This is a genomic window from Mesorhizobium sp. M0029 (assembly GCF_040323735.1).
Classification (GTDB): Bacteria; Pseudomonadota; Alphaproteobacteria; order Rhizobiales; family Rhizobiaceae; genus Mesorhizobium.
The window spans coordinates 82,795-109,137 of sequence record NZ_JAMYVF010000005.1; the positions used below are offsets into that span (position 1 = coordinate 82,795).

25 protein-coding genes and 2 pseudogenes are annotated in these 26,343 nt (G+C 60.6%); 9 read left to right on the forward strand and 18 right to left on the reverse strand.

The features are described from left to right. Positions 1-2: 2 nt before the first annotated feature. From NKJ76_RS10800 to NKJ76_RS10815, 4 genes and pseudogenes are all read right to left on the reverse strand, one after another. Positions 3-722, reverse strand: coding sequence for an SDR family NAD(P)-dependent oxidoreductase (locus NKJ76_RS10800; RefSeq protein ID WP_352537513.1), 720 nt, complete (start codon positions 720-722; stop codon positions 3-5). 85 nt (positions 723-807) lie between these two features. Further along, positions 808-1,365 carry a trimethylamine methyltransferase family protein gene (locus NKJ76_RS10805; protein ID WP_352537374.1) on the reverse strand — a complete coding sequence of 186 codons (558 nt, stop codon included), beginning with the start codon at positions 1,363-1,365 and terminating at the stop codon, positions 808-810. Between the two features lie 62 nt (positions 1,366-1,427). After that, positions 1,428-2,366: pseudogene (locus tag NKJ76_RS10810) on the reverse strand (trimethylamine methyltransferase family protein); the annotation flags it as partial. Positions 2,367-2,610: 244 nt separating this feature from the next. After that, the gene (locus NKJ76_RS10815) at positions 2,611-3,489 is read right to left on the reverse strand and encodes a LysR substrate-binding domain-containing protein (protein ID WP_352514387.1); all 879 of its coding nucleotides are present in this window, start codon (positions 3,487-3,489) and stop codon (positions 2,611-2,613) included. A 153-nt stretch (positions 3,490-3,642) separates the two neighbouring features. Here NKJ76_RS10815 and NKJ76_RS10820 point away from each other — a divergent pair, with 153 nt between their 5' ends. Both NKJ76_RS10820 and NKJ76_RS10825 read left to right on the forward strand, forming a co-directional pair. Continuing rightward, positions 3,643-4,881, forward strand: a complete 1,239-nt coding sequence (locus tag NKJ76_RS10820; protein WP_352514386.1) for an aromatic ring-hydroxylating oxygenase subunit alpha — start codon at positions 3,643-3,645, stop codon at positions 4,879-4,881. Between the two features lie 4 nt (positions 4,882-4,885). Further along, on the forward strand, positions 4,886-5,947 hold the full coding sequence (locus tag NKJ76_RS10825; RefSeq protein WP_352537514.1) for an FAD-binding oxidoreductase: 1,062 nt from the start codon (positions 4,886-4,888) through the stop codon (positions 5,945-5,947). 120 nt (positions 5,948-6,067) lie between these two features. On the opposite strand, the gene NKJ76_RS10830 is transcribed toward NKJ76_RS10825, so the two are convergent. Then, entirely contained in the window at positions 6,068-6,670 is a 603-nt protein-coding gene (locus NKJ76_RS10830) for a dimethylsulfoniopropionate lyase (RefSeq protein ID WP_023731479.1), read from the reverse strand. Positions 6,671-6,716: 46 nt separating this feature from the next. Further along, positions 6,717-8,753, reverse strand: a complete 2,037-nt coding sequence (locus NKJ76_RS10835; RefSeq protein ID WP_352537375.1) for an oxidoreductase — start codon at positions 8,751-8,753, stop codon at positions 6,717-6,719. Positions 8,754-8,901: 148 nt separating this feature from the next. Here NKJ76_RS10835 and NKJ76_RS10840 point away from each other — a divergent pair, with 148 nt between their 5' ends. From NKJ76_RS10840 to NKJ76_RS10850, 3 genes are read left to right on the forward strand one after another with little or no spacing between them, the layout of a single operon-like run. Next, a complete protein-coding gene (locus NKJ76_RS10840; RefSeq protein WP_352537376.1) occupies positions 8,902-9,531 on the forward strand; it encodes a TetR/AcrR family transcriptional regulator in 630 nt (209 codons plus the stop codon). Positions 9,532-9,546: 15 nt separating this feature from the next. After that, the gene (locus NKJ76_RS10845; RefSeq protein ID WP_352537377.1) at positions 9,547-10,341 is read left to right on the forward strand and encodes a pyrroline-5-carboxylate reductase family protein; all 795 of its coding nucleotides are present in this window, start codon (positions 9,547-9,549) and stop codon (positions 10,339-10,341) included. Positions 10,342-10,383: 42 nt separating this feature from the next. Further along, positions 10,384-12,369 (forward strand): oxidoreductase, encoded by a 1,986-nt coding sequence (locus tag NKJ76_RS10850; protein WP_352537378.1) that lies wholly within the window; start codon positions 10,384-10,386, stop codon positions 12,367-12,369. Here NKJ76_RS10850 and NKJ76_RS10855 read toward each other — a convergent pair. Together NKJ76_RS10855 and NKJ76_RS10860 are read right to left on the reverse strand one after the other, a co-directional pair. After that, positions 12,364-12,495: pseudogene (locus tag NKJ76_RS10855) on the reverse strand (cobalamin-binding protein); the annotation flags it as partial. The gene NKJ76_RS10850 and the pseudogene NKJ76_RS10855 sit on opposite strands and share 6 nt — an antisense overlap. Positions 12,496-12,551: 56 nt before the next feature. After that, complete coding sequence (locus NKJ76_RS10860) at positions 12,552-13,586, reverse strand: LacI family DNA-binding transcriptional regulator (RefSeq protein ID WP_352537379.1); 1,035 nt, start codon at positions 13,584-13,586, stop codon at positions 12,552-12,554. Between the two features lie 95 nt (positions 13,587-13,681). On the opposite strand from NKJ76_RS10860, the gene NKJ76_RS10865 reads away from it, so the two are divergent. Together NKJ76_RS10865 and NKJ76_RS10870 are read left to right on the forward strand one after the other, a co-directional pair. Beyond that, the gene (locus tag NKJ76_RS10865) at positions 13,682-14,875 is read left to right on the forward strand and encodes a phytanoyl-CoA dioxygenase family protein (RefSeq protein ID WP_352537380.1); all 1,194 of its coding nucleotides are present in this window, start codon (positions 13,682-13,684) and stop codon (positions 14,873-14,875) included. Positions 14,876-15,104: 229 nt separating this feature from the next. Next, entirely contained in the window at positions 15,105-15,377 is a 273-nt protein-coding gene (locus NKJ76_RS10870) for a hypothetical protein (RefSeq protein ID WP_352537381.1), read from the forward strand. Between the two features lie 210 nt (positions 15,378-15,587). Here the strand turns inward: NKJ76_RS10870 and NKJ76_RS10875 are convergent, their stop codons facing one another. Then, a complete protein-coding gene (locus tag NKJ76_RS10875; RefSeq protein ID WP_352537382.1) occupies positions 15,588-17,393 on the reverse strand; it encodes an exonuclease domain-containing protein in 1,806 nt (601 codons plus the stop codon). A gap of 223 nt (positions 17,394-17,616) precedes the next feature. On the opposite strand from NKJ76_RS10875, the gene NKJ76_RS10880 reads away from it, so the two are divergent. Next, positions 17,617-17,766: a hypothetical protein gene (locus NKJ76_RS10880; protein ID WP_352443388.1), complete on the forward strand. Its 150-nt coding sequence runs from the start codon at positions 17,617-17,619 to the stop codon at positions 17,764-17,766. A gap of 5 nt (positions 17,767-17,771) precedes the next feature. Here the strand turns inward: NKJ76_RS10880 and NKJ76_RS10885 are convergent, their stop codons facing one another. Further along, positions 17,772-17,960: a DUF3606 domain-containing protein gene (locus tag NKJ76_RS10885; protein WP_023823908.1), complete on the reverse strand. Its 189-nt coding sequence runs from the start codon at positions 17,958-17,960 to the stop codon at positions 17,772-17,774. Between the two features lie 125 nt (positions 17,961-18,085). Between NKJ76_RS10885 and NKJ76_RS10890 the strand changes: the two genes are divergently transcribed. Then, positions 18,086-18,496, forward strand: coding sequence for an ATP-dependent DNA ligase (locus tag NKJ76_RS10890; protein WP_352537383.1), 411 nt, complete (start codon positions 18,086-18,088; stop codon positions 18,494-18,496). 251 nt (positions 18,497-18,747) lie between these two features. Here the strand turns inward: NKJ76_RS10890 and NKJ76_RS10895 are convergent, their stop codons facing one another. The 8 genes from NKJ76_RS10895 to NKJ76_RS10930 form a co-directional block, all read right to left on the reverse strand. Continuing rightward, positions 18,748-19,083 (reverse strand): hypothetical protein, encoded by a 336-nt coding sequence (locus tag NKJ76_RS10895; RefSeq protein ID WP_352443390.1) that lies wholly within the window; start codon positions 19,081-19,083, stop codon positions 18,748-18,750. A gap of 131 nt (positions 19,084-19,214) precedes the next feature. After that, positions 19,215-20,330 carry an ABC transporter substrate-binding protein gene (locus NKJ76_RS10900; protein WP_352443391.1) on the reverse strand — a complete coding sequence of 372 codons (1,116 nt, stop codon included), beginning with the start codon at positions 20,328-20,330 and terminating at the stop codon, positions 19,215-19,217. Between the two features lie 73 nt (positions 20,331-20,403). Further along, positions 20,404-21,339 (reverse strand): SMP-30/gluconolactonase/LRE family protein, encoded by a 936-nt coding sequence (locus NKJ76_RS10905; protein WP_352537384.1) that lies wholly within the window; start codon positions 21,337-21,339, stop codon positions 20,404-20,406. A gap of 25 nt (positions 21,340-21,364) precedes the next feature. After that, entirely contained in the window at positions 21,365-22,426 is a 1,062-nt protein-coding gene (locus NKJ76_RS10910) for an ABC transporter permease (protein ID WP_352537385.1), read from the reverse strand. Positions 22,427-22,445: 19 nt separating this feature from the next. Next, on the reverse strand, positions 22,446-23,942 hold the full coding sequence (locus NKJ76_RS10915) for a sugar ABC transporter ATP-binding protein (RefSeq protein WP_352443394.1): 1,497 nt from the start codon (positions 23,940-23,942) through the stop codon (positions 22,446-22,448). A gap of 79 nt (positions 23,943-24,021) precedes the next feature. After that, on the reverse strand, positions 24,022-24,906 hold the full coding sequence (locus tag NKJ76_RS10920; RefSeq protein ID WP_352443395.1) for an NAD(P)-dependent oxidoreductase: 885 nt from the start codon (positions 24,904-24,906) through the stop codon (positions 24,022-24,024). Further along, complete coding sequence (locus NKJ76_RS10925; RefSeq protein WP_352537386.1) at positions 24,903-25,481, reverse strand: gluconokinase; 579 nt, start codon at positions 25,479-25,481, stop codon at positions 24,903-24,905. The genes NKJ76_RS10920 and NKJ76_RS10925 overlap by 4 nt, the downstream gene beginning before the upstream one ends. Beyond that, positions 25,450-26,187: an SDR family oxidoreductase gene (locus NKJ76_RS10930; RefSeq protein WP_352537515.1), complete on the reverse strand. Its 738-nt coding sequence runs from the start codon at positions 26,185-26,187 to the stop codon at positions 25,450-25,452. The genes NKJ76_RS10925 and NKJ76_RS10930 overlap by 32 nt, the downstream gene beginning before the upstream one ends. Positions 26,188-26,343: the final 156 nt, after the last annotated feature.

The window sequence follows — 26,343 nt, forward strand, 5'->3', positions numbered from 1 at the left end:
ACTCAGAACTTCGCTCCGTTCACTTCAACAAGCGCGCCGCAGACGTAGCGCGCCTCGTTGGATGCGAGGAAAACCACCACATCGGCAATGTCTTCCGGTTCGGCGATGCGGCCAATCGGTACGGTCTTGTTTAGCTCCCCAACTGCTGTATCCGGGTCAAGCCCGCGTATCGAGAAGCCGGTGCGCAACATCGGCGTGTTCACTTCATTGGGGCAAACGGCGTTGATCCGGATGCCCTGCGGCGCGTGATCGATTGCCATGCATTGCGTCAGCGATGCGATGGCCGCCTTCGTCATGCAATAGACCGCATGGTTCGGGCCGGGTCGTACGCCCCAGCAGGAAGAGATGTTGACGATCGCGCCTCCGCCGGCTTTGGCCATGAGCGGTATCGCGGCGCGGCTGATGCGGAACGGCGCCTCGACATTGACACCTAGGGACAGCGACCAGTCTGCGTCAGTCGTTTCAGTGACTTTGCCGCGCGTGATGACACCTGCATTGTTGACGACGATATCAAGGCCGCCGAGGGCTTTGGCGACCGCTTCTGGAAGTGCGCCCGAATAGGCGGCGTCGCGGAGGTCGCCCGGAAAATGGGCGTCGGCTTCGACCGCCGAGACGTCTCGATCGGCGACCGCGACTTTCACACCCCGCGCACAAAGGGCTCGCACAACTGCCGACCCTATACCGCCCGCCGCGCCGGTCACCAGCGCTACTTTACCCCTCATCACAGCCTTCCTTTTCTTCACGAGCAACAGTTCAGCCGCCCTTGCATTGTCGTTTCAACGCAGACACTCGCCAGCCATCAGAAAACTAGTAGCTTTGATTGAGTTCATCGGCTGCCGGGATTTCCTGCTCACGACGAGCGATGTAGTCCCTCAGCGCCTCGTCCTTGGCCTCGTCGAGCTTGGGTTCTTGGTACTCCGACAGCAGCCGGCGAGCGTGGTTCAGGGCGCGTTTCGTGGTGTCGAGGGCGCCTTCCGCCTGCCATTGCTCGACCGAGTTGTTGTCAAAGAGTTCGGGCATGAAGTACGCTTTTTGAAAATTCTCCAATGTGTGAGGATGGCCCAGATAGTGCCCGCCCGGTCCGACATCGGGAATCGCGGTTAGGGCCTGATCGAAATCGTCCCATTTAGGTCCCTCGGCCATTCGATAGGCCATGGCGCATTGCTCCGCGTCTACGACGAATTTTGCGACCGAGCAGTGCATCCCGGCCTCATTCCAACCCGCAGAATGCCAGATGTAGTTCGCGCCCGAATGCAGGACCGCCGACATCGTCGTTGCGCTTTCATAGCCGGCTTGCGCATCGAAGGTCTTGGCCCCACCGAGATGGCTCGATGTGCGCCATGGCAGGTTATAATGGCGCGCCATTTGTGCCCTATCATGAAGTTCATTAGGGAGATCTCGGGCGTGCCTGCCATCGGGGCGCCGGATTTCATGCTGACGGTCGACAGGTAGTGGCCATAGATCGCCGGCGTCCCCTTGCGGATGACTTGGGTGTACGCCAGCGCCGAGAGTGCCTCGGCGTTAAGCTGTGCGACGGTCGCAGGCACGGAGGCTGGCGTGTTGGCGCCGCCGAGCACGAACGGAGAGCACAGCACCGGCTGATTGCGCCGACAGAACGCCCGCATTGCACCCAGCATGACCTCATCCCAGACCAGCGGGGAATTTCCGTTGCAGTTGCCGGTAGTGACGGGATGCGTTTCCATGAAATCTTCGCCGAAGAGGATCGCACACATATCCATCACATCTTCGGCGTTCTTGGCGCTCGTCGTCATTCCCATGAACATCTTGTCGGAATGCTTCATCGAGGAATAGGTAATGCGAAGATGCCGCTGGCTGATCGGATGATCATAAGGTTCCACGATGTGATGTGCCGACGAATGCAGTGCGGGCATCATGTGGCTCAGCTTGTGGAACATCGCCAGGTCTTCGAGCATGGGATTGCGCCGAACATCATCCAGGTCGCGCAGATAGGGAGCGCCCGTCATCGGGACAAAGACCGAATGTCGTCCGCCGAGACGGACATTGTTGGCGGGATTTCTCGCATGGTAGATGAAATCCGATGGGATGGTGGAAATGAGTTCACGCACTAATCCACGGTCGAGGTAGACCATCTCTCCCTCGACCTTGGCGCCGGCGCGTTTCCAATCGTCCAGCGCGATCGGATCGCGAAAAAGCACGCCGATGTTTTCGAGGATGTGCATGGAGGCATTGTCGATCTTCTCGACTTGGGATCCATCCATAACCTCACAGACGGGGATGCCACGGGTCAAACCGGGCAGCATTTGAAAGTCGGGGGTTGTACGCAGGATTTGTCGCGCTGCACGACCTCCTGATCTGATTCTGCCTGACGTTGCGATGTTGCTCATGTCAAATCCCCGAATGGCAGCACACTGACACTCGTTGGCGACCGAGCCTTACACAAAACGGAACTGAACATGCCGAATGCGACATGCAAGTCTGCCACGCGGACGTTTAGCTCAACCAGCGCGAGCCCAACCCTTTGTGGGCTCGGCAGCCTCGGGAGTATTATCAGTCAAAGCAATTACGAGCGGACGGCACCCCTTCGCGTTAGCCTGTCTCGGTCCCGCGCAGAAACATTTTGGTAAACCGCTATGTGCTCTTTACGAGCCATTCCGCGAAGAGCCGGGCTTTCGGGCCTGCCCTGGGATGGATTTTCAGATAAAATGCCCTGGGCGATGGAATATTGTCGGGCACAAGTGCGACCAGCCGTCCCTGATCCATCAGACTTTTGACCAATCCATCCCATCCCAACACCGCCCCGATATCATCCTGAGCGGCCTGGAGGGCAATCATGTAGTTGTTGACTGAAAACCTGCGGCCCTTTGGGATGGTGTGTCCAAGCGCTTGAAACCAGTCCGGCCAGTTCTCCCAGTCGGTTTCCTCGTTATTCGTATGAATCAAAGGTGCCTTGAGCAGATCCTCAACTCGGCTAATGCCATGCTCAGCGGCGAATTTTGGCGTTCCCAGCGCCACGATGCGATCGTGAAAGAGTTTGTGACACTCTTCGAGATTCTCCTGCGCATCTCCGTATTGAATACTTAGATCGCAACGGATGGCTGCTCTAGGCACGTCGCTCACGATCTGTGAGACAGTGATGGTGGGATGGCTTTTCCAGAAGGTTGAAATCTTCGGTGTAAGCCAAAGCGAACTGACGGCCGTCGTTATCCGGATGGTCACGTCTGCGGCTTCCGGCCGATCGCGCGTGTGACTAACGGCGTCGGAAATCGTCTCAAGCCCGCGTTGCACCGCAAGGAACAAGAACGCCCCTTTCTCGGTCAACTCAACACCGCGGCTCCTGCGCAGGAACAGGCTACATCCCAAGTCACCCTCAAGCGCCTTGATTTGGTGGCTGATAGCCGCGGGTGTCACGTTCAATTCCTGAGCGGCCTTCTTGAAACTTGCATTTCGGGCGGCCGCCTCGAAGCAGATAAGTGCGGTCACCGAGGAGAGATCGTACGGTCTTGGCATCAAACCCCTTTGTAACCGCTTGGCTCATAGGAGCTCGCGGCGTGGAAGACATTAGCTGAACTAACTCGTGCTGAAAATTACTGCTGTTGCGCAAAAGGCGTTCAAGCCCGAGAATTTCATTCCAAATAGGTCTGCCATCTATGGAATTTCCGCATGAACACCCCTTCCCCCTCGATCCAGGAATTGCTAGCGCGCCGCGTCTCGGGCTATGCCCTTGAGCAGCCATTTTACACATCGCCGACGATTTACCAGCTCGACCTCGAGCACATCTTCTACCAGGAATGGCTCTACGCGGCCCCGGCGTGCCAGCTTGCGAAAGCTGGGAGCTATGTAACGATGCGCGTGGGTACCTATGAAGTGATCGTCGTCCGAGACCGCGACGGCGAAATCCGCGCCTTTCACAATTCGTGCCGTCATCGCGGGTCGCTGATCTGCAAGGCACGCGAAGGCCAGGTGGCCAAGCTGGTTTGCCCCTATCACCAGTGGACGTACGAACTTGACGGTAGGTTGATCTGGGCGAATGACATGGGCCCAGCATTCGATGCGTCAAAACATGGTCTCAAGCCCGTCAATCTTCGCAATCTCGACGGCTTGATCTACATCTGCCTGTCCACCACTCCACCTGATTTCGAGGCTTTCGCCCAGATGGCTCAGCCATATCTCGAAGTCCACGACCTTAGGGATTCTAAGGTCGCGTACACGTCGACCATCATCGAAAAAGGCAACTGGAAGCTGGTGTGGGAGAACAACCGCGAATGTTATCACTGCAGCAGCAATCATCCGGCGCTGTGCCGCTCCTTCCCGCTCGATCCCGAAGTCGCCGGCGTTCAGGCTGATGGAAGGGTATCGGCGAAGCTCCAGGCGCATTTCGACCGTTGCTCGGCCGCCGGTGCGCCGGCGCAGTTCCAACTCGCCGGAGACGGGCAGTACCGCCTGGCGCGTATGCCGCTTCAGGAAAAGGCCATGAGCTATACGATGGACGGCAAGGCGGCCGTCACCAAGAACCTTGGCCGGGTTGCGCCGCCCGACGCCGGTTCGCTACTCGTGTTCCATTATCCCTCTACCTGGAACCACTTCCTGCCGGACCACTCCCTCACCTTCCGGGTGTTGCCGATCAGCGCCACTGAAACCGAAGTCACCACCACCTGGCTTGTGCATAAGGACGCGGTCGAAGGTGTGGATTACAACCTCAAGCGCCTGACCGAGGTCTGGATCGCTACCAATGACGAAGACCGCGAGATTGTCGAAAACAACCAGCTGGGAATCTTATCGCCGGCCTATATCCCTGGCCCCTATTCGCCCGGGCAGGAAAGCGGCGTGACGCAGTTTGTCGACTGGTATGCAGCCTGGCTTGAGCGCGCGCTTGCGCCCCGTCAAGTTGCAGCGGAATAAGCCGATGAGCGCATTCAAAAAACTCGCGTTCTGGACCGACGCAGAAGAGTTGGAATGCGTCACCCGTACTCCGGAAGCGCCGAATGTCGTGACCTTCAGCTTTCAGAGTCCGTCAGGCGCGCTGTTCAATCATGAACCGGGACAGTTCGTCACCCTGGAATTGCCAATTCCTGGGGGGCCGGCCTATCGCACCTATACGATCTCGTCTTCGCCCTCGCGTCCGACTGCCCTCACCGTCACGGTCAAGGCGCAAGAAGGGTCGATCGGCACCAGATGGATGCTCGACAATTTGCGCAAAGGCGCGCGCATCAAGGCTATAGGGCCGACTGGAAAATTCTCGATTGTCCATCATCCGGTCGAGAAATACCTTTTCATCTCGGCCGGTTCCGGCATCACACCGATGGTTGCGATGACCACTTGGCTCTACGATTCCGGGCGCGAGCCGGACATTGTTTTCATCAACTGCGCGCGCCGCCCGTCCGACATCATCCTGCGCGACAGGATGGAACTGATGGCGTCGCGCATCGTCGGCATCGATTTGAAATGGGTCGTCGAAGAGGCAGATCCCTTCCGGTCCTGGACCGGCTATCGGGGGATGTTCAACCAGATCATGCTGGGCCTGATGGCGCAGGATTATCTGGAGCGCGAGGTGTTCTGTTGCGGACCTGAGCCTTTCATGCGGGCCGTGCGCGAGGCCCTTGCGGGTCTCGGCTACGACATGAGTCGCTACCATCAGGAAAGCTTCGCGGCAGAGCCGGAGCAGGCCGAGGACGTACCTGACGACGTCATGCCAAACGAAGAGAATCAGGCTGAGATCATCTTCGCCTCGTCTGGCGTCACAGCGAAATGCGCCGAGACTGATACCCTTCTTGCAGCAGCACGCTCTGCGGGCCTGGTGATCCCTTCAGGATGCTCGATGGGAATCTGCGGGACCTGCAAGGTCCTCAAGACCGAAGGGCGGGTGCACATGGTGCACAATGGCGGCATCACGGACGAGGACATCGCCGATGGCTATATCCTTGCCTGCTGCTCTCGCCCGATCGGTCGTGTGAGCGTCGCCGCATAGAAAACATTCGATCGATCCTCGATCCGGTCCGTCTTCGATGCGCGGCGCTCCGCGCTCAATCGAAGATGGATGGCGCTAAGGCGTCGACGAACAGTTCTATGGAGCTGCTGGAAAAGTCGTTCAATGATGGGTCTGTTCTACCAGCAGCGCCCAGAAAGCGAAAAGCGGTGACTCCAGCGATCTCATCGCGTGCTTGATGCCTGGCGGATTGTAGAATGATCCACCGATGCCCGGCGAAAACCACTCCTTGTCAGCCTGCCTGAACTCGGAATCCGAAAGCACGAGGTAGGTTTCTTCCGGCGGATGATTGTGGTCGGGATACCGGACGTGAGGAGCCATCAAAGTGACGCCGAGCCACAGATCGTTTCTGTCCTCGATGCCGCCCGGACCAAGGATCATCGCGTTGGCGTGACCGTCAGCGAAATTGCTGCTGGCAGACGGGGCGGGATTTGATTTCGGCCGCCATTCGAGCAGCGGCTCGATCGCCTTGAAGCGTTCGATCAAGTTGCGGAGCGTGGACGGGATCGCTTCTTCCGCCAACGCCGAGCCAAGATAAGAGCAGACCGGCAAACGGCTCCCGGCCTTGGTCCTTTCCGGCCCAGGAACCTCCGATTGGGCGAAGAGTTGGATGATCGATCTGCGCGATCGCAGGTCGTGTGCGAACTGGTCGAAGGCCACGAACGCGGTGTCTACAAAATATTGCAGGGCATCACTTCTGTTCATCTTGCAGCCCTTGGTGTGAGCGGGTGGTATCGTCCGTGGCCGGACGTCAGATATCTTTCGCCAGTCGAAGTGCGTCGTAGATCGCAGCGTGGGTGTTGCGCGCTGAAACGGCGTCGCCGATACGAAACAACTGGAATTGGCCTTGCGGATTCCGCACCACCGACTGCGGTTGTCCGGCGATCAGCTCATCGTGTGAAATCTCGCCGTGATTGGTCGATTTCGGTTTCAGCTCGAAATAGATGTCATCGAGTGGAATGGTGCCGTGGTTGACAACGACCTGGTCCACGATGCGTTGCCTGGATATGCCGCCGTAGTCGCTGCCGACATTTGCAATGAGCTGGTTGCCATTCTTTTCAACAGACTCGAGCCGATAGGTGACCGTGAAGGTCACATCGAGCTTTTGCAGGGACCGCATGTAAGGCACTAGGTTCATAGCCATCACCTCGGGGGAGAAGGACCGATCCGGCGTCATGATCTCAACCTTCGCTCCCCCACCCGCGATGAATTCCGCGGCCTGGAGTGCGGCATGGTCGCCGGCGTCGTCGAAGATCAGGACATTGCTACCCGGCTTTACGTCTCCGGAGATGATGTCCCATGAAGACACCACCAACTCATTGCCCTTGGAAAGGACGTCGGTGTGCGCCACCCCGCCCGTCGCAACGATGACGACATCCGGATTTTCCGCCTCGATGGTTTCGGCTTCCGCCCAGGCGTTGAACTTGATGGTCACTCCGTATTTTTCGCACTGGGCAATGCGCCAGTCGATGATGCTCATCATCTCCTTGCGGCGCGGGCTCAGCGCTGTCAGGCGGATCTGTCCGCCAGGGTTGCTGGCAGCCTCGAAGACCACGACCTCGTGTCCTCGCTCGCCCGCCACGCGGGCGGCCTCGAGGCCGGCCGGACCTGCGCCGACGATGACGATTTTCTTGCGGGTTTCTGCCTTGGGGATGATGTGAGGCATGGTCAGTTCGCGGCCGGTTGCGGCGTTGTGAATGCAGTATGCCGCCCCGCCCTGGTAGATGCGGTCAAGGCAATAGTTGGCGCCCACGCAGGGCCTGATTTCGTCTTCGCGCTTTTCGATGATCTTGCGCACGAGGTGTGGGTCGGTCATGTGGGCGCGTGTCATGCCGATCATGTCGACTTTGCCCGATGCAATGGCGTGGCGCGCCGTCGCTACATCCGGTATTTTCGCTGCATGGAAGGTTGGGAAGTTGGTTGCCGCACGAATCTCACCGGCAAAATCAAGATGCGGCGCATTCGCCATTCCCTGAATCGGAATGACGTCCGTCAGACCAGCATCGGTGTCGATGTGACCGCGGATCACGTTGAGGTAGTCGACAAGTCCGCTTTCCCTAAGCCGTTTGGAGATTTCAATGCCCTCCGACTTGCCAGTGCCGCCGGGGAGACATTCATCCGCAGTATAGCGCACGCCCAGGATGAAGTCCTCGCCGACCCGTGACCGGATCGCCTTCAAGACGTCCATACAGAAGCGCATGCGGTTCTCAAGGGAACCGCCATAAGGGCCGTCAAGGTCATTCATGAGAGGAGACGTGAATTGTTCGAGCAGGTGACCGTAGGCCTCGAGCTCGACGCCATCCATCCCGCCCGCCTTCATCCGCTCGGCGGCGTCCGCGAAGTCCTTGATGATGCGCTCGATATCCCAGTCTTCAATTTTCTTGGGAAACGCGCGGTGGGAGGCTTCGCGATGATGGGACGGCGCCACAACGGGAAGCCAGTCGCCTTTGTCCCAGCGTGTACGCCGTCCAAGGTGGGTTAGCTGGATCATGATGGCGGCGCCCTCTTCGTGCACCGCATCGGTCATCTGCCTGATCCATGGCACGATCTCGTCCTTGTAGGCGAGCAGGTTGTTGAAAACCGGGGGACTGTCCTTCGAGACGGCTGCGGACCCGGCTGTCATCGTCATCGCTACACCGCCCCGCGCCCGCTCTAGCGTGTAAGCGAGATAGCGCTCCTTCGGCATCCCGTCCTCCGGATAAGCCGGCTCGTGAGAGGTCACGATGATGCGATTGCGCAGGGTCAAATGCTTGAGTTTGTAAGGTTGCAGAAGAGGATCGCTCGACATCTGACCGGCTCCGGGCTGGTAGGACAAGCGCGAACGCTAACCTGAAATGTACACATATGTCAAGTTTAGCTTCGGTAGAGTCGACAGAGTCGACACAGGTGTACATTTTGCTGGTTTTCAGTTTGACCTTTTGTTAGGCTAGTCGCCCATGGAGCAGATTTCGAACGATAGCGGATGGCGTGGATCGCCGGAGGGATGGCTCGAAGCCGCCTACGACCTGCTTCTGGAATCCGGCGTCGACACGGTGAGAATCTCGCCATTGGCCAAGAAGCTGGGCCTGTCGCGCACCAGCTTCTATTGGTTCTTCAAGGACAGAGAAGAACTGTTGGCGGCCCTCGTAGCGCGTTGGCGCGACAAGAACACCGGCAGCCTCGTCAAGCAGGCCGAGGCCTATGCCGAGACGGTTGCCGAAGCGATGCTGAACGTTTTCGACTGCTGGCTCGACAAGTCCTTGTTCGATGCCCAGTTCGAATTCGCAGTCAGAAGCTGGGCGATTCAATCCCCTGACATTCTGGCGGAGGTCCAGAAAGCCGACCAGACGCGTCTCGACGCCATGAGCCAGATGTTCGTCCGCTTCGGTTACAAGGAAAGCTTGGCCGATGTTCGAGCGCGCACCGTCTACCTCGTGCAGATCGGCTACATCTCAATGCAGACCCGGGAAGATCTCACGGCCCGCATGAAGCGCATTCCCGGATACGTGGAGATTTTTACAGGCGAGACCCCGCAGCAGCGTGAACTGGATCGGTTCTTCGCCAGACATGACTATTTGGCGGACTGAGGAAGAGTTGCGACAATGAGCGAACCCATGAGCATCGGGATAATTGGCGGTGGCGGCTGGCTTGGACGCGCCTTCGCCGAGGCCATTGTCGATGCACAAATAGTTGCAGCAGAGCACCTCATGCTCTCTTACAGGAGCGGGCAACCGGGCTTTCTGCCAAACGCCGCCTGGACCAGGGACAATCAGGAAATGGTGGATCGATCTGATGTCATCATCGTCTCGGTCCGGCCCCAGGATTGGCCTGCCATCGACATTTCTGCGTCCGGCAAGCTTGTCATGTCGGTCATGGCCGGGATCCCTCTCGACCAATTGGCTCGACGTCTCAAGACCGACCGCGTCGTCCGCACGCTTCCTAATGCAGCCGCAGAGGTGCGCAATTCCTACACGCCCTGGATAGGCTCCCAAGGCGTCACCGCGGATGACCGCAATGTTATTCGCCGGATCCTGGAAGCCTGTGGCGCTGCCGACGAAGTCAAAACCGAAGCAGACATCGACTACATGACCGGCCTCACCGGCTCCGGCCCGGCGTTTCCGGCGCTTTTGGCGGCGGCGATGATCGACGATGCGGTCAGCCGAGGAATGAACCCAGATATTGCCCGGCGGGGCGTCAGCGCGGTGCTTGTTGGAACCGGAAAACTCCTCGAGGCTCGCGCAGACAATCCCAAAGATATCGTCCAGACCTTCCTCGACTACCGCGGCACCACCGCGGCAGCAATCGAAGCCATGCGTGCAGCCGGGTTTGAATCTGCCGTGACGGACGGCCTTGCCGCAGCGCTTCAGAAATCCGTGACGATGGGACAAGCCAACTGACCGCCGCACGAGCCGTGCCATCCGACTGCTGGTGAGATACTTATGTCAAAACTCTTTCCGCATCTGTTCTCGCCAGTAAAGCTGGGCAGTCGCACGCTGCGAAACCGGATCGTGTTCGGGGCTCATACCGCCAACATGGCGGAGAATGGCGTGCCGACAGAACGACACGTCGCCTACTATGCCGAGCGAGCCATCGGTGGGGCCGGCATGATTGTTGTCGAACCGATGCCCGTTCATCAGGCCGCCGTCCTGACACGCGGCAATTTTCGACCTGGCGACGATAGCGTCATTCCGCACTTCCAGCCGATTGCGCGCGCGATCAAGGACTATGGGGCGATCGCCATCCAGCAGCTCTATCACGTCGGTGCGCACGGAGATTCGGACAACTCGTTTCATGCGCATTGGTCGCCCTCGGGCCTGCCAAGCTACCATGACAGCGACGGTTCCCACGCTATGTCCGAGGATGAGATCTGGGAAACCATCGACGGCTTTGTCCAGGCCGCGCGCCGCTGCAAGGAAGCCGGCTTCGACGGCGTCGAAGTCTGGGCCGCCTATCTCGGACTGGTCGATCAGTTCTGGACACCCTGGACAAACCGACGTGAAGACCAGTGGGGAGGCTCGCTCGAAAATCGTACGCGGATCTCCCGCGAGATCCTGACCCGCATCCGCGAAACATGCGGCCGAGAGTTCATCGTTGGACTGTCGGTCAGCGATGAGCCCGACTACACCGTCGCGCTTAGTCGGCCAGAACTGGCGGAGATCATTCGGCTGCACGATGAGCAGGGGCTGGTCGACTACGTGACCTGCGGCACCGGCAGCTACCTCGATTTCTACAAGATAATGCCGACGTTTCTCTACCCGGAGAGGCTTGGCACCGATCTCGCAGCGGTCCTCAAGAGTGTGGTCAAGACGGCGCTCGTGATCGCCGAAAGCCATATCAGGACGCCCGAAAACGCCGAAACGGTGCTCGGCGAGAAGGCTGCAGACCTGGTCTCGATCGTGCGGGGCCAGATCGCCGACCCGCACCTGGCCCGCAAGGCCGCTGCAGACCGGCCGGAAGATGTGCGCGGATGCATATCGTGCAACCAGATGTGCTGGGGCCGCCGTTCCCGCGACTACTGGATCAGCTGCCTTATCAATCCCTCGGCAGGGCGCGAGTTTGAGTGGGATGGTGACCGGTTCACCGCAGCCGCCATCAAGAAACGGGTGCTTGTCGTCGGCGGCGGTCCCGCCGGCCTCGAGGCGGCTCGGGTTGCCGCCGAGCGGGGTCACGACGTGGTGCTGGCCGAAGCCTCCAGCAGATTGGGCGGGAACTTTCTGCTCGCCGGACTGCAACCGCGACGCGGCCAAATCCTCGACCTCATTGGGTGGTATGATCGCCAGCTCGGCAAACTGAACGTCGACGTACGACTGAATACCTATGTCGAAGCTTCGGAAATCGCCTCATTCGAAGCTGATACCGTCATCCTGGCTACGGGGTCCGTGTCTCCTGAAACCGGGTTTCAGAAGGCTCTGCCGGCAATGCCGAGCCTGCCGGGCATCGAAAAGGGCAATGTCTTCTCCATCGAGTCCGTTATGGCCCGCGTTTCGCGACCGGGTAAGCGCGTGCTTTTGCTCGATGAGGGCGGCGGTTGGCGCGGCGGTGGCACAGCCTGGAAACTTGCCGAGGAAGGTCACCAAGTCACCATTCTGACGCCCGATCCGCTGGTCGGCAAGGAACTCCAGCGCACGGCTGCCGATTTCCCGCTGCGGCGGACATTGCGTCAGCTTGGCGTCACATGGCTGGTGGATGTCAGCGTGCTGGCGTGGCACGGGGACGGCGCGACCGTCGTTGACCACAACACCGGTGAAGAAAGCTTCGTGCCGGGCGCTTGCCTTGTTCTGGCAACCACCAATGTGGCAGCGAATTGGCTGGCGAAAGAGTTGGAAAGTACGTCCCAGCCTTTCATGGAGATCGGCGACGCCGTCGCGCCGCGCCAGGCGCCCTATGCCTTCCACGAAGGGCGAAAGATTGCCTTGGGGCTATGAAGCGCGGACGTTGTGCTTGCGCTTCATGTAGTCCTTGGCGGTTTCGACTGCCACGGCCGCATCGCGGCAATAGGCGTAGGCGCCAACGGCCTTGCCGAATTCCTCGTTGAGCGGCGCGCCGCCAACCTTGCCCTCATAAACCCAGCAGCCCGACATGACGTGCCGGGCTGCCTCGACGGCAGCTACGGCGCCGCCCCCGCCCGCGGCAAGTTGAACGGCGTGATGATCTGGATGTTGGCCATTCCCGCCACAGGCGATTTCGGAAGCAGCCCGTGCGCACGCATGACATGCAGGCAGGCGTTGCGCATGTCTTGACCGAGATCGTGATGCAACACGGCGCTGATGCGGCCGGCCCGCAATAGCGCGATGTTGTCGGCATCGAGATCATGACCGACGAAGGCGCGGCAGGGGCGGCCAAGCGCGGCGAAAGCCTCGATCACAGCCAGATTACCGCCGCCGATCGAATAGACGCCGGCAATGTCAGAATGCGCGCGCAAGGCATCACGCGCGAGCCGGCCGGTGTCGCGGTCGAGGCCATGGCCTTCGCTGACCTCGACAATGCCAAGCCCGGGATAGCGCTCGCGAAGCGCCTGCCTGAAGCCGATCTCGCGCTCTTCCTCGCCGCGGAAACGGTTGCTTGAGATGGTCACCAGTATGCGCGCCGGGCCGCCGCCAAGCCATTCGCCCAAGAGGTAGGCCGCCGTCTCGCCCGCCGCGCGGTTGTCCACCCCCACATAGGCCTGCCGTCCTGTGTCGGGGAGATCGGTCACCAGCGTCACCACGGGGATGCCGGCGCCGACAAGCCGCGCTGCCGCAGCCCTCACCTCCGCGATGTCAGGCGTCTTGAGGAACACGCCATTGCTGCCCCTGCGCTGCAGGCCATCGATGATCCCGACGGTGGCCTCGACGTTGCGGGTCTCGGCGAGGTGATAGCGGGCGCGAAAAATCGCCGGCTGCAAGGACGGCATCGCCTGCTCAAGTCCTTGGCGGACCGCCTCGCTGAAGCGGGCGGGCGCTTCCATGACGACATCGAGGACGAATTTGCGGCCGGAAAGGCCGATCTGGTCGCGCTGCTGTTCGAGCTCGCCGATGGCCTGCTTCACCCGCCGCACGGTGTGCTCGCGCACGCCCGGCCGGTCGTTCAGCACACGATCGACGGTGGCGAGGCTGAGCCCGGCTTGGAGGGCGATATCCTTGAGAAGAAATGCGCGCGACATCGACTGAGGTGTTTTTGAGGTGTTTGCGAGGCAACAAGCACAGCAGGCTGTTGTATACGGCACTCACAATCAGAATCGCAACAGGAGGATGCGTCATGAAGGCCGACAACCTAGCCAGGATCCGGTCCGCGAGGGTCTGGCTGACCAAGCAGCAATGCGACATCGAGGATTTTCGCACACTCGTCGAGCAGAAGACGGACGCTGCGGACTATCCCTTCGCCGCCAGCATCGAAAAGAACGTGCCGATCTATGATGGCGACGCGGTGCGCAAGGCGGCGGGCGATGCCGAAACCCGCAAGGCGCTGCTGGCGGAATGGGTCGAGGCGCTGACCGACGGACCGGGCGTGGTGGCGTTCAAGAAGGCGTTTGCCGACACCGCGCCGATCAACGCCGCAACGACGCTTTTCAACGACATGATCGCCGAACAGCATGCCACCGGCACCGGCGGCGGCGACCATTTCGCCAAGCCGGGCGCCAATGACCGCATCTGGAATGCGCTCGAAAAATTCTGCCTGCGCGACTCCGCCGCCTTCGCGGCCTATTACGGCAATGAGATCATCGCGCTGATCTCCGAGGCCTGGCTCGGCCCGGCCTATCAGATGACGTCGCAGATCAACTGCGTGAACCCTGGCGGCGCGGCGCAATCGGCGCATCGCGACTATCATCTGGGCTTCCAGTCTCCGGAAGTCATCGAGCACTATCCGGTGCATGTTCACCGCATCTCGCTGGTGCTGACGCTGCAGGGTGCGGTCGCCCATTGCGACATGCCGCTGGAGAGCGGACCGACGCTTTATCTGCCCTACTCGCAAGCCTATCTGCACGGCTATCTCGCCACGGGCCTGCCCGAGTTCAAGGCCTATTTCGCCGAGCACCACGTGCAGCTTGCCCTGGAGAAGGGCGACGCGGCGTTCTTCAATCCGGCCCTGTTCCACGGCGCCGGCAACAACCGCTCCTCAGACATTCGCCGCATGGCCAACCTGCTGCAGGTCTCGTCAGGCTATGGCCGGGCGATGGAAAGCGTCGACCGCGCCAGGATGAGCCGAGCGCTTTATCCGACCATCCAGAAGATGCTGGCGACGGGGGCTATCTCGAAGGATGCGGCCGCGAATGCGATCGCCTCGACGGCCGAAGGCTATTCCTTCCCGACCAACCTCGACCGCGACCCGCCGATAGGCGGACTTGCGCCGGAGACGCAACAGGCGCTGTTCCATCGTGCGCTGGACGCTGGCTGGACAGCGGAGGATTTCGGCAAGGCGCTGGACGAGCAGGTCAACAAGAAGCTGACGTGAAGAGTCCATTAGCACCCTTCGTCGGGGGCGCCTCCGTGTGCCTCTTGCATTTCGTTTGCGAGGCTGCTCGCTAGGTTGACCGGCAACGTCATGACGTCCTTGGCGATCAGCATTTCGTACTCCTTCACCTGCCTGCAGGCGGCAGAACCGGCGGCAGGGTCCGTCCAGAGGCTTGATCGTTGTGTGACAGACCAGCATGGAGGCTGATCGCGCGATAGAACTCCCGTGCATGGAAACCATGGGCTTCCAGATTGGCCGGACCGCCAGCGAACAGTCCCATAAAGACGCGGGCGGCTCGGTTTCTGCGGTCGGAGGCCATTGCCGTCACCGCCTTGTTGACATTGAAGTTCGATATCGGCCGGGCATTGTTCATTCTCTGCCGGGTCAGGTTAGATGGATGGCGGTGACGCCGATCAACCGCTCCAGCGTGGCGATGAATTCGTCGAAAGCCCGCCGGCTTAAGCCAGCGGGCTTTGATTTGGCAAGTCGATTTAGAAGGTGATCGGTCCCCGATACCGGGCCGCGGCAGTGACAGAGCCAATCGGTCTCGCTTCACCAGAAGCGGTTGTTAGTACATCCTCTTCATGATCGAGCCCTGCACCGGCCCGGAGATTACAATGATTTGCGCTGCGATTGGTGCTGCCGTGATCGCAACAGCGGCGATTGCTGGCAATGTGACGCGTGTGAAAATCGAGCTCACGGCTGCGCCAGCCTATGCAGCTTCCTCCGCGAGCGTTGCAGGACCGGGATCGCGTTTCCCATTAATAAGGTTGAGAAGATGAGCTGCGGCGCGTGCGTCGCAAAGTGCCCTGTGATGGCCTTTGAGGTCGATGTCGTGCACGTCGCAAAGATTGGCAAGACTGTAGGACTTATGACCTGGGAATTGCCTGCGCATGGTCGCGCACGTGCATAGTTTGGGAAACCGGAAGCGACGCTCGAGCCGTTCATATTCGCCGGAGAGAAAGCCGTAGTCGAAGTTGACATTGTGGGCGACGAAGATGCCGTCGCCCATGAATTGCAAGAAGCTGTCCGCGATCTCCGCGAAGAGCGGAGCGTCTCTTACCATGGCGTTTGTGATGCCAGTGAGCCGTGTGATGGCCGCCGGGATCGAGCGCTGCGGGTTGATCAGCGAAGTCCATTCATCGACAACTTCATGATTGCGGATTTTTACGGCACCGATCTCAGTAACCCGGTCGCCATTCGACCAGCTTCCGGTCGTTTCGATGTCGACAACGGCATACTCTTGATCGGGATCGAAGCGAAAATCGACCCGCACGATTCCCGCCGTGATGCCTGCGCTGGAGAGCTGACGCAGGCGTGTGAGTTGATTGCGGCGTACAGCGTCCCCTTCCGCCTTCACCTCAAGAAAAGCGACCTCGCCGTTTAGTTCGGTCATCAAGTCCGGAAAGCCGTCGCGCATAGCGCGAAAATCTTCGCTCATGAGCCGAAGGATCGTGCTTACCCCGCCGGGATGAGCGGCAAGCAAGGGCCGTATCGCATCCACGTCGACATGATCCCAGGCAAAGAGCCCGTTCGGCGTCCCCCACTTTCCTGCGATGGTGCGTAAAATTAGGGCGAGCGCGGACCGCGACGACACGGCAGACAGTTTCGCGTCGATCTCGCGCGTGAATAGACGCGCGAAGCTCTTGTCTTTCAGGCAATGCGGCACCCAGTCGAAGCTCGAATGCAGCTGGCCGGACTCGAACAGTTCTTCCCAGAACAGCAAACCGAACAGGCAGTGCCAGAGCTGATTCTCTGCATAGAAGACCGTGCGGCCCTGCCGTCGCATGACGCCAGCTACACCAGCCTCTGGATTTCCGCGCCAGCTGTCGTCGACTGTGACGGTACGGCCGGCCCGCAGCAGTTCGGTGCAAAGCCCTGTTCTTCGGCCGTTGAACTTGCGGGCATAAAAATCATTTGCAAAGACGAATTCATCATCGCTCGCTGGATCGTCAATCATCCTGCGAAGAAGCTCTTCCGACCCTTTCTTATCTCCCGTTGAGTACAGCAAACGCGTCAGGCGCTCATTGCATTCAAAGGATGAGCCGGCACGATAAAGCTGTATCGCAATTTCTTTCTCGCCGTCTTTGTCAAAAAACTGTCCCGCCCTGTGCGCCGCTCTGCTTTTCAATTCCTCGGCGTAGTCGGTAGTGCATTTGGGACCGTCAAGAATTTCAGAAATAGAGGCGCGAAAGGTAACCTCGGATTTGATCTCGAGTCGATCAAGCAGCCGGCTGTAGTGAAAGCTTGCATGGGCTTCGTCGGCGTCGGTGAAGCGCGCACTCAGGTTCGCATTTTTGTTGGTGCGCAGTATGCCCAAGTCGCGCAGGGCAAAGTTCTTCAAATCTCGCTCGGTCTTCCCGAAATACAAGTACAGCAGGAATTCGACTGGGGTCGTGTCGCCGAGCGCGATGAAATCATCGCCGCCGCAATGGTGATAGGCTGCCTCAAATGAGACGTTCGCCAGATAATACTCGACCACCTTTCGCTTCGCCCAGGACGTTCGCAGATCGGTCAAGCCGGCGTCCTTCCCAGCCTAAAGCGACTGCGTCACGGCCGCAAACAGGAGAATGCAGCGTTTCATGCCTCCCTCCACCAATACTGACAGGTAAGGCTATCAGCGAGTTGCTGACGCGGTCAAACCCTCGGCAAGACTGTGTCCCAGATCTGTGCAACAAGGGATGAGGGAGCAGGCGCGGGCTACCCCCACGAAGGTCCTACGCGTCCCGTTCGAGAGGCTCGTGCTCCGGATCAGCACGATAAGCGACCTGGCGAAAATCGCGCATGTCGATCTGCTGGCCGCAAACAGGGCAAGGGATGAAATGCGCGAGTTCGCTCGCGGGCGGGCCTTCATGTCGGTGCCCGACCAGTGGTCTGCCGAGATCCGATAGCCTGGTCATTGTTTCCGCAGCGCCTTGGCTTCCCGCTCCAGCGTCTCGCGTTGGTTGCCGTGCTTCGCAATCAGCTCTTTGACCTGCTGGGGTGTGATGCCGGTCTTTGTTGCGAAATATTCAACTTCATAATCCTCGTCGGCTGAGACACGGTCCCGATCGCGAAAATCCCGCTTGCTCTTGTCGTCGGCCATATCGATTCCTCCTTCGCTCATCCCGCAACGCCGAGTTGACGTGTTTGTTGCACCAAAAGGCTGATTTCCGGTTTCGGAACTATTTTAGCTTAATCTTATTGAATCGCCGGAGGGTGGGTCAGTGCATGCGTTTGAAGTTCATCGAGCCGTTGATGCCGACCCTTGTGGAGAAGCCTCCCGAGGGTGAAGGCTGGACCCACGAGGTCAAGTTCGACGGCTACCGATCGCAGATGGCCATCGATGAAGACGGCACACGCATTTATACGTGCAACGGCCACGACTGGACGGCGAAATATGGCGACCTGGTGAGAGAGGCCAAGCGCCTTGGTGCCGAAAGCGCCATCGTCGACGGCGAGATCGTCGTTCTGAACGACAAGGGCCTTTCGGACTTCACAGCGCTGCGCAGAGCTATCACCCGCCGGCAGCACGACTTGTATTTTGTTGCCTTTGATCTGCTTCACCTTAAACTGCGCGAACGTCCTGTCCACCACCGTTACGCGAGAGCTGTAACCGAGCTCTACGCCCAAAACACGTGATCCGACTTTACGAGCTTTACAAACAGGTCAAACCAAAACCGATACTCGGGTTCATCTCGATCGCCAAGCGTCTGGAAAGTCTAGCATCGCTCGCTAGCATGGATGCGCGAGGAGCAGGTGCTGGCGTGGCGGACCTTGGCACGATCGAGCTGTTGCAAAACGAACACCGACGGGTGAACCGTCTGAGATGCCGTTGGTGTCTAGTTTCGGACGTGCGGCGGCGCTTGTCGTGTGAAGCCTTTTGGATCATCCTATCGAGCGGTTGGATACTCGTTAGCCTCGAAAACATGGTGATGAACGCGGCCGGTGAACATCTCGAGCAGCTCTCCGGTCAACTCGCGGCTTTGAAATCTGACATCGGATTGAAGCGCCCGGCTGCAGGTGTCCATGTCGGGATAGCGAATGGCAAGCACCATGGCATAGACGGGGGCGCCGTCGTCCCGCTCGGTGCCATCCAGAACGCGCACCTCTTCCGCCCCAGGAAATTGTGTCCACAGCGGCACTAGCCTTTCCCTGACGAAGCGCCGGAATTCGCTCTCGCGTCCGGGTTGGATTTCGCCTTCGAACAGGGCGTACCGAATGATCATGGCGAGTCTTTCCTGATTTTCTGCGCCTGGGATGGCCGCCGGCCGGCAAGGGCAGGCGCGGTGCAATTCGTGGATTTGGGGTACGAATGCGATGCGGGCGCATCGCGTGTTACGCCCGCATCGCCTGGCTCCTATTTACCCCAGATCTTCTTGTATGCGTCGCGGTAGCCATTGCCGGGGTCGAACGCATTTGTCGGGCCGCCGTCGAACTCGACATTGTCTGCGGTCACGACATGCAGCGGCGACAGATAGCCCGACCATTTTTCACCGGCGATGGCGCGGTTCAGCTCGTCGACCAACTGCCAGCCCTGCAAGTTGAGCGGTTCGGCGACCGTCACCTTCTGGAACTGGCTGGCGCGAATGCGCTGATAGGCCGATTCCGAACCATCGCCGGCAGCGACATTGATCGGCGCGTCGGTCCCGGCTTTGCCGGCGGCGGCTAGCGAGGGTCCCATGAAGTCGAAATAAAGATCGTTGATCGCCAGTGAATGCGTCCAGGCATCGCCGTACTTCTGCAGCAGCGAAGTGGTCAGCTGCGGCATGCGCTGAGAGGTCTCGGCGATCGGCGTGTCGACATATTCGAGCACCTTGCCGCCCAACCGCTCGATCTCCGCCTTCATCTTGTCGGCTTTGGCGATGGCGATGGCGTAGGTCGAATCGGTGAAGATAACCACGCCGGGCTTGCCCTTGGCATCGGCATAGGCCCAGTCGGCCGCCGCCGTGGAGACTTGCATGGCGTCGGTCGACACGTTTGCGAACACGCCGCTTTTCTCGTCGGGCCCGATCACCGGTCCGGCATGCCAGGAGACCAACGGGATACCTGCGGCCTCGGCCTGTTCCAGCGCCGGCGCCTGTTCGACCGCGTCAAAACCGTTTATGACGATGCCATTCGGCTTCAACGCCATGGCCTGGCCGAAGGCAGCGGTGCGGCCGCCGATCGAGCCGGCGCCGTCAATCACCTTGACCTCCCAGCCGATCGCCTTGGCCGCTTCCTCGACGCCGTTGGTAACGCCGAGAATGCCGCCGTTCTTGAGGTCGCCGGCGAGCACGACGATCGTCTTGCCTTGCTGCGCCTTAGGACCGGTGGTCGGGCCATCCCAGGTCGTCACTTTCTGTGCATATTTCCGGACGACCGCGATCGCGTCGGCCATCGCGTCCGCCCGAGCCTGGCCCGCCAACAGGGCCGGAGCAGCGATCGCGATCGCCATCAAGGCGACGGATGATTTCAGGAATGTTCTGCGTTGCATGTTGGTACCTCCCTTGGTTTCAAGAAACTGCATGGTCTTTCAAAACTCGGTTTTCGAATGGAGTTGCGGCATTTCACCGGCTGATGTCACCCGCCACCGGACCAACGCCAGCCGGATGTGCGTTGACGTAGATGGCGTAGAGGGATGTCTCCGCGGTGATGTAGAGGCGGTTGCGCTTGGGGCCGCCGAAACAGACATTGGAAACGAGCTCGGGAACCAGGATACGGCCGATCAGGGTTCCGTCCGGTGCATGGACGCGCACCGAGTCGGGGCTGGAGGCCCAGATGTTGCCGTCGCGATCGACGCGGAAGCCATCGAAGAGGCCTGCCCCACACTCGGCGAAGATGCCGCCTGCGCGCGCCGACCGGCCATCGGCGGCAAGGTGATAGGCCTTGATTGCGCGCGGCAGGCCGGGCACGTGGCTGGCGCCACTGTCGGAGACATAGAGGGTCATCTCGTCAGGCGCGAATGCCAGGCCGTTCGGCTGCACCATATCGGTGATAACGGCGCTCACCTCACCCGAAAGCTCATCAAACCGGTAGACATGGGAGCCGCCGATCTCCGCTTTGGCGATCTCGCCCTCGTAGTGGCTTTCGATGCCGTAGACCGGGTCGGTGAACCAGATCGTCCCATCGGATTTGATCACCACATCGTTTGGCGAATTGAACCGCTTGCCGTCGATGGCTTCGACCAGCGGCTGCCAGCGCCCGTCATGTTCGAGCCGGGAGACGCGCCGGCCGCGATGCTCGCAGGCTACGACGCGGCCTTCGCCATCAAGCGTGTGGCCGTTCTGGTTGTTACAAGGGGTTTCGAAGACGCTGACCGAGCCGTCGCTTTCGTCGTAGCGCAATAACCGGTCGTTGGGGATGTCGGACCACAGCAAATGCCTTGCCGAGGGAACATAGACCGGCCCTTCGGCCCAGCGGCTGCCGGTCCACAGCCGTTCGAGCTTGGCATGCCCGATCGTCAGCTTTCGGAAGCGATCGTCCAGAATTTCGTAGTCGCTCATGTCGTGATCCCCTAGGCTCGACTTGTCACTTCGAGGACTGCGCTACGGCCTTGGTCCTGGTCCTGGCCCTGTGCGCGGCGCCGCGCTTGCGCTGGGCGTAGCCGGCAATGCCGATGGCGACGAGCAGCGTGACGCCGTTGAACAGCGGTTCGACGAAGAACGAGCCGCCGAACTGCTGAATGCCGGAAATGCCGACCGCCAGGATGATGACGCCCGTCATCGTGCCCCAGACATTGACGCGCCCGGGCTTGATCGTGGTCGAGCCGAGAAAAGCGCCGACGAGTGCCGGCAGCAGATATTCCAGCCCGACGCTGGCCTGGCCGATGCGCAGCTTGGACGCCAGCAGCACGCCTGTCAGCGCCGTCAGGAAGCCCGACGAGATGAAGGCGCCAATGACGAAGCGGCGCACCGGAATGCCGTTGAGCGCAGCCGCCTTCGGATTGGCGCCGATGGCATAGACGTAGCGGCCGATCGGCAGATATTCGAGGATGATCCACAGCGCGACGGCGATGGCCAGGACATAGAGGCCGGTAATCGGCAGGCCGAACACCATCGTGCCGTTGAGCGCGTAGAAGCCGTCGGGCAGCACGCCGACCACTTGCCGGCCGCCAGTGTGCCAGAGTGCGAGCGCATAGAGCACGGTGCCGGTGCCGAGCGTGGCGATGAAGGAGTCGATGCGGGCGACTTCCACCAGCAGGCCGTTGAGGAAGCCGGTCGCAGCACCGAGAAGCAGCACGATGATCACCGCCAGCGGCCACGGAACGCCGAACATGGTCTGCAGGCTGATGGCGAGGATGTGCCAAAGCACGATGCCGTAGCCGACGGTGAGGTCGATGCGACCCGACGCCATCGGGATCATCGCCGCCAGCGACAGCAGCGCGATGATTGCCTTGTCGGAGATGATCGAGCGCAAATTGAGCAGCGTCGGAAAGGTGTTCGGCAGCAGGATCGAAAACAAAAGGATCAGCAGCGCCGTCAGGATCACCAGCCCGTAGACCGGCAGCAGCCGGATGATCTTCTGCCCCAACGGCAAGCCCGCCATTTCGCCACGGGTTGGTTCGAGTGCGCTGGATTCGATCGATTGCATGAGTTCGCTCCCAGAAAGATCAGGCGGCTTCGGAAGCCGATGCCGCAATGATCACGGCGGATGTGGTCAGGTCGCTGCCGGTGAGTTCGCGCACGATATGGCCGCGCGAAAACACCAGGGCACGGTGGCAGATATGGGCGATCTCCTCGAAGTCGGTCGAAACCACGACGACGGCGAGGCCGGCTTCAAGCGCGCGTCCGATCAGCCGGTAGATCTCGGCCTTGGCGCCGACATCGACGCCGGCGGTCGGATCTTCGGCGATCAGCAATGCGCGGCCGGTGTGGAGCCAGCGCCCGACGACCACCTTTTGCTGGTTGCCGCCGGAAAGCGCCTCGATCGGCAGGTTCGGATCGTTGGGGCGCAACCCGACCGAGCCGCCGATCACTTGCGCTAGCGCAGCCTCCTTGTGAGGCGCCAGGAACGAGAACAGGCCGCGCTTGCCGGCGCCGGGATTGAGAAAACTGTTTTCGCGGATCGACAAGGAGGCCGCAATGGACTCCTCGGTCCGATCGCGAGCGATGAGCCCAACGCCGGCCGCCATCGCCGCGATCGGGCTCGACAGGTCGGGCGTAGCGCCATTGATCGTCACCGAGCCCGAAAAGGCCTGGCAGCCGAACAGCGTGCGGCCGACCAGTTCCTGTCCGGCGCCGCGCAATCCGACCAGACCGAGCAGCTCTCCCTTGCGCACGTCGAACGACACCGGACCTGCGCCGGCGCAGACCAGGTCGCGAACAGCGCACACCGTCTCGCCGGCCTGCGTCTCAGCCTTGGTGAAAACCTGGCTTACCGGACGGCCGACGATCATCTCGACCAGCTCGTCCGGCTTGGTCTCGGCGACCTTCTTCTGGCCGACCAGTCTGCCGTCGCGCAGCACGGCGACGCGGTCGGCGATGCGGAAAATTTCATCGAGGCGATGTGAGACATAGATCATGCCGACGCCACGCTGCTTGAGCGGACGGATGGCGTCGAACAGGCGATCGACCTCGTCGGCCGGGAGACTGGCTGTCGGCTCGTCGAGCACGAGCACATCGGCCTCGGTGGCCAAAGCGCGAGCGATGGCGACCAGCGATTTTTCGGTGCGCGTCAGATCCTGGACGCGCGTCGTCGGATCGAAATCGCAGCCGACCAGCTTCAACGCCTCGTGGGCCCGGTTTTCGGTGGAGTGCCAGTCGATGAGACCGGAGCGCAGCGAAAATCCCTGCGCCAGGCCGACATTTTCACCGACCGTCATCCATTCGATCAGGCCGAGATCCTGATGAATGAAGGCGACCGACTGACGCTGGTTCGGCCGTGGCGGGCGGTGGTGATAGGGCTCGCCACGAAACAAGATGCTGCCGCCATCGGGACGGTAGATGCCGGCAAGCGTCTTGATCAGCGTCGACTTGCCGGCGCCGTTCTCGCCGAGCAGTGCCAGGATCTCGCCCTTGTGCAGATCGAGCGACACGTCGGAGAGCGCGCGGGTGCCGCCGAACTCCTTGGTAATCGACTTGAACTCGATCAATTTTTCCTCAGACACAAGCGTTCCTCCCAAGATCGCCAAATGATGTTATCGATAACATTTCTGAGCGTCAAGCGACAAAATCAGGCCTAGCCGCTTAGCTGGTCTTGCCGTCGAGCAGGCGCATCATTTCGGCCGAATCCCTGGGTCCGAGGCCGGCGGCGCAGAGCAAGCGGTGGATCTCAACCACCTGCCCGGTCATCGGCATCGGCGTCCTGGTCTTCAACGCAAAGGCCTGCAGCGAATCCAGGTCCTTGAGCATGTTGTCGATGCGGCCGGTGGCTGAATAATCGCGGGCGGCAAACTTTGCCATGAACTCCTGCATGATACTGGAATCGGCGCGTCCGCCCTTGAGCGCCGCCGGGATGGCCTTCGGATCGACACCGCCGGCCTCGGCAAGTTTCACCGCCTCTGCGACGGCCTGGAACAGCACCGCGCAGAACAGCTGATTGATCAGTTTGGTGGTCTGCCCTGCCCCGCTCGGGCCCATCAGCGTGTAGTTGGCGCAGAGATGCTGCATCACCGAGCGCGCCTGTTCGAAGTCTGCCGCCTCGCCGCCGGCCATGACGGTCAGCCGGCCAGCCAGCGCACCGGGAACGCCGCCCGAAAGCGGGCAGTCGAGCCATTTCATGCCGGTCTCGGCCGCGAGCTTCTTGGCCATTTGCGCAGTGTCAGCCGGGTCGATCGACGACATGTCGATCAAAAGCTTTTCCAGCGACGCAGCAGCCGCGACACCGGCATCGCCGAATACCACCGAACGCACGATATCGGCGTGGTTGAGACTGAGGATGACGAAGTCGCTCGCCCGCACTGCCTCGGCGACCGACGCCGCGCCAGCCGCACCCTTCGAGGTCAGGGCGGCGACCTTGGCCTTGTCCAGATCGAACACAGTGACCGCCTGCTTGACCTCGATCAGGCGGGTGGCGATCGCCGTTCCCATGATGCCGGCGCCGACAACGGCGACTTTTGTTGGTTGCGTCATTTCAACGTGCCTTTTTCCTTGATCCCGGCAGGGTCGACCCAAAGTGCACCCAGGCCCTGCAACACTCTATCGGCAATCGTGTCGACAGGCGCGTCGATGTCCACCGTGACCACCAGCGGCTCGTCGCCTGGATGCTCCAGTGTGGCGAACTGGCTGTCGAGCAGCGCCGGTGGAAAGAAGTGGCCGCGGCGCGCGGCTAGCCTGGCTTGCAGCAGCGAATGCGACCCCTCCAGGAATACGAAAACCAGCGACTCGCCCGCCGCATCGCGAAGCCTATCGCGATAGGGTTTCTTCAACGCGGAACAGCTGACGACTAGCCCGCGACCCTCCTCACGCGCCTGGCGCAAGGCTGCGCCGACCAGATCCAGCCAAGGCAATCGATCGCAGTCGGCAAGCGGTATGCCCGCCGACATCTTTTCGACATTGCTGCGCGGATGCAGCGTATCGCCTTCAACGAAGGCAAGGCCAAGCCGCGCGGCGATCTCGACGCCAACTTTGGTCTTGCCGCAGCCGCTGACACCCATCACGACGATGAGCGCGGGTTCAAAGGCAGGTCGTGATGCCACCGTCGACATAGAGCGTTTGTCCATTGACAAAGGATGAGGCCGGTCCCGCCAGAAAGATCGCCGCGCCGACCAGTTCGCCGACATCGCCCCAACGACCCGCCGGTGTGCGGTTGGTCAGCCACGCCGAAAATTCGGGATTGTCGACCAACGCCTGGTTGAGCGGTGTCTTGAAGTAGCCCGGCGCGATGGAATTGACCTGCAAGCCATGCTTGGCCCAGTCGGCGCACATGCCGCGCGTCAGGTTGCGCACCGCGCCTTTCGTGGCCGTATAGGGCGCTATGTTGCTCCGTGCCAGCTCGCTCTGCACCGAGGCGATGTTGATGATCTTGCCACGCTTGCGCGGGATCATGTGCCGCGCCACCGCTTGCCCGACGAAGAAGACGCTGGAGATGTTGTTGCGCAGCAACTCGTCCCATTTGTCGGCGGGAAAATCCTCGAGCGCCGCGCGGAACTGCATGCCGGCATTGTTGATGAGGATGTCGATGGCGCCGATCGTCGTCTCGGTCTCGGCAACGCCATTCGCCACCGCCGCATGATCGGTGACGTCGAAGACGGCGCTATGGACCTTGTACCCCTTGGCCGCCAGCGCATCCGCGGCAGTTTTGATCTTTTCGGCGCTGCGGCCGTTGAGGACGATTTCGGCGCCGTGCTGCGCCAGCCCCTCCGCCAAGGCAAGGCCGATCCCTTGCCCCGAACCCGTGACCAGCGCCCGCATGCCGGCCAAATCGAACAACGAACTGCCCAAACGCTCCTCCTGAGCAATGTTTCCTGGAGCGGCCACGATTTCCAACGTACCTGCCGCCAGTCCCTATTGACATGAATGTTATCGATAACATAGTCAATTGGAAAAATGCACAGGAGATGACGCCGT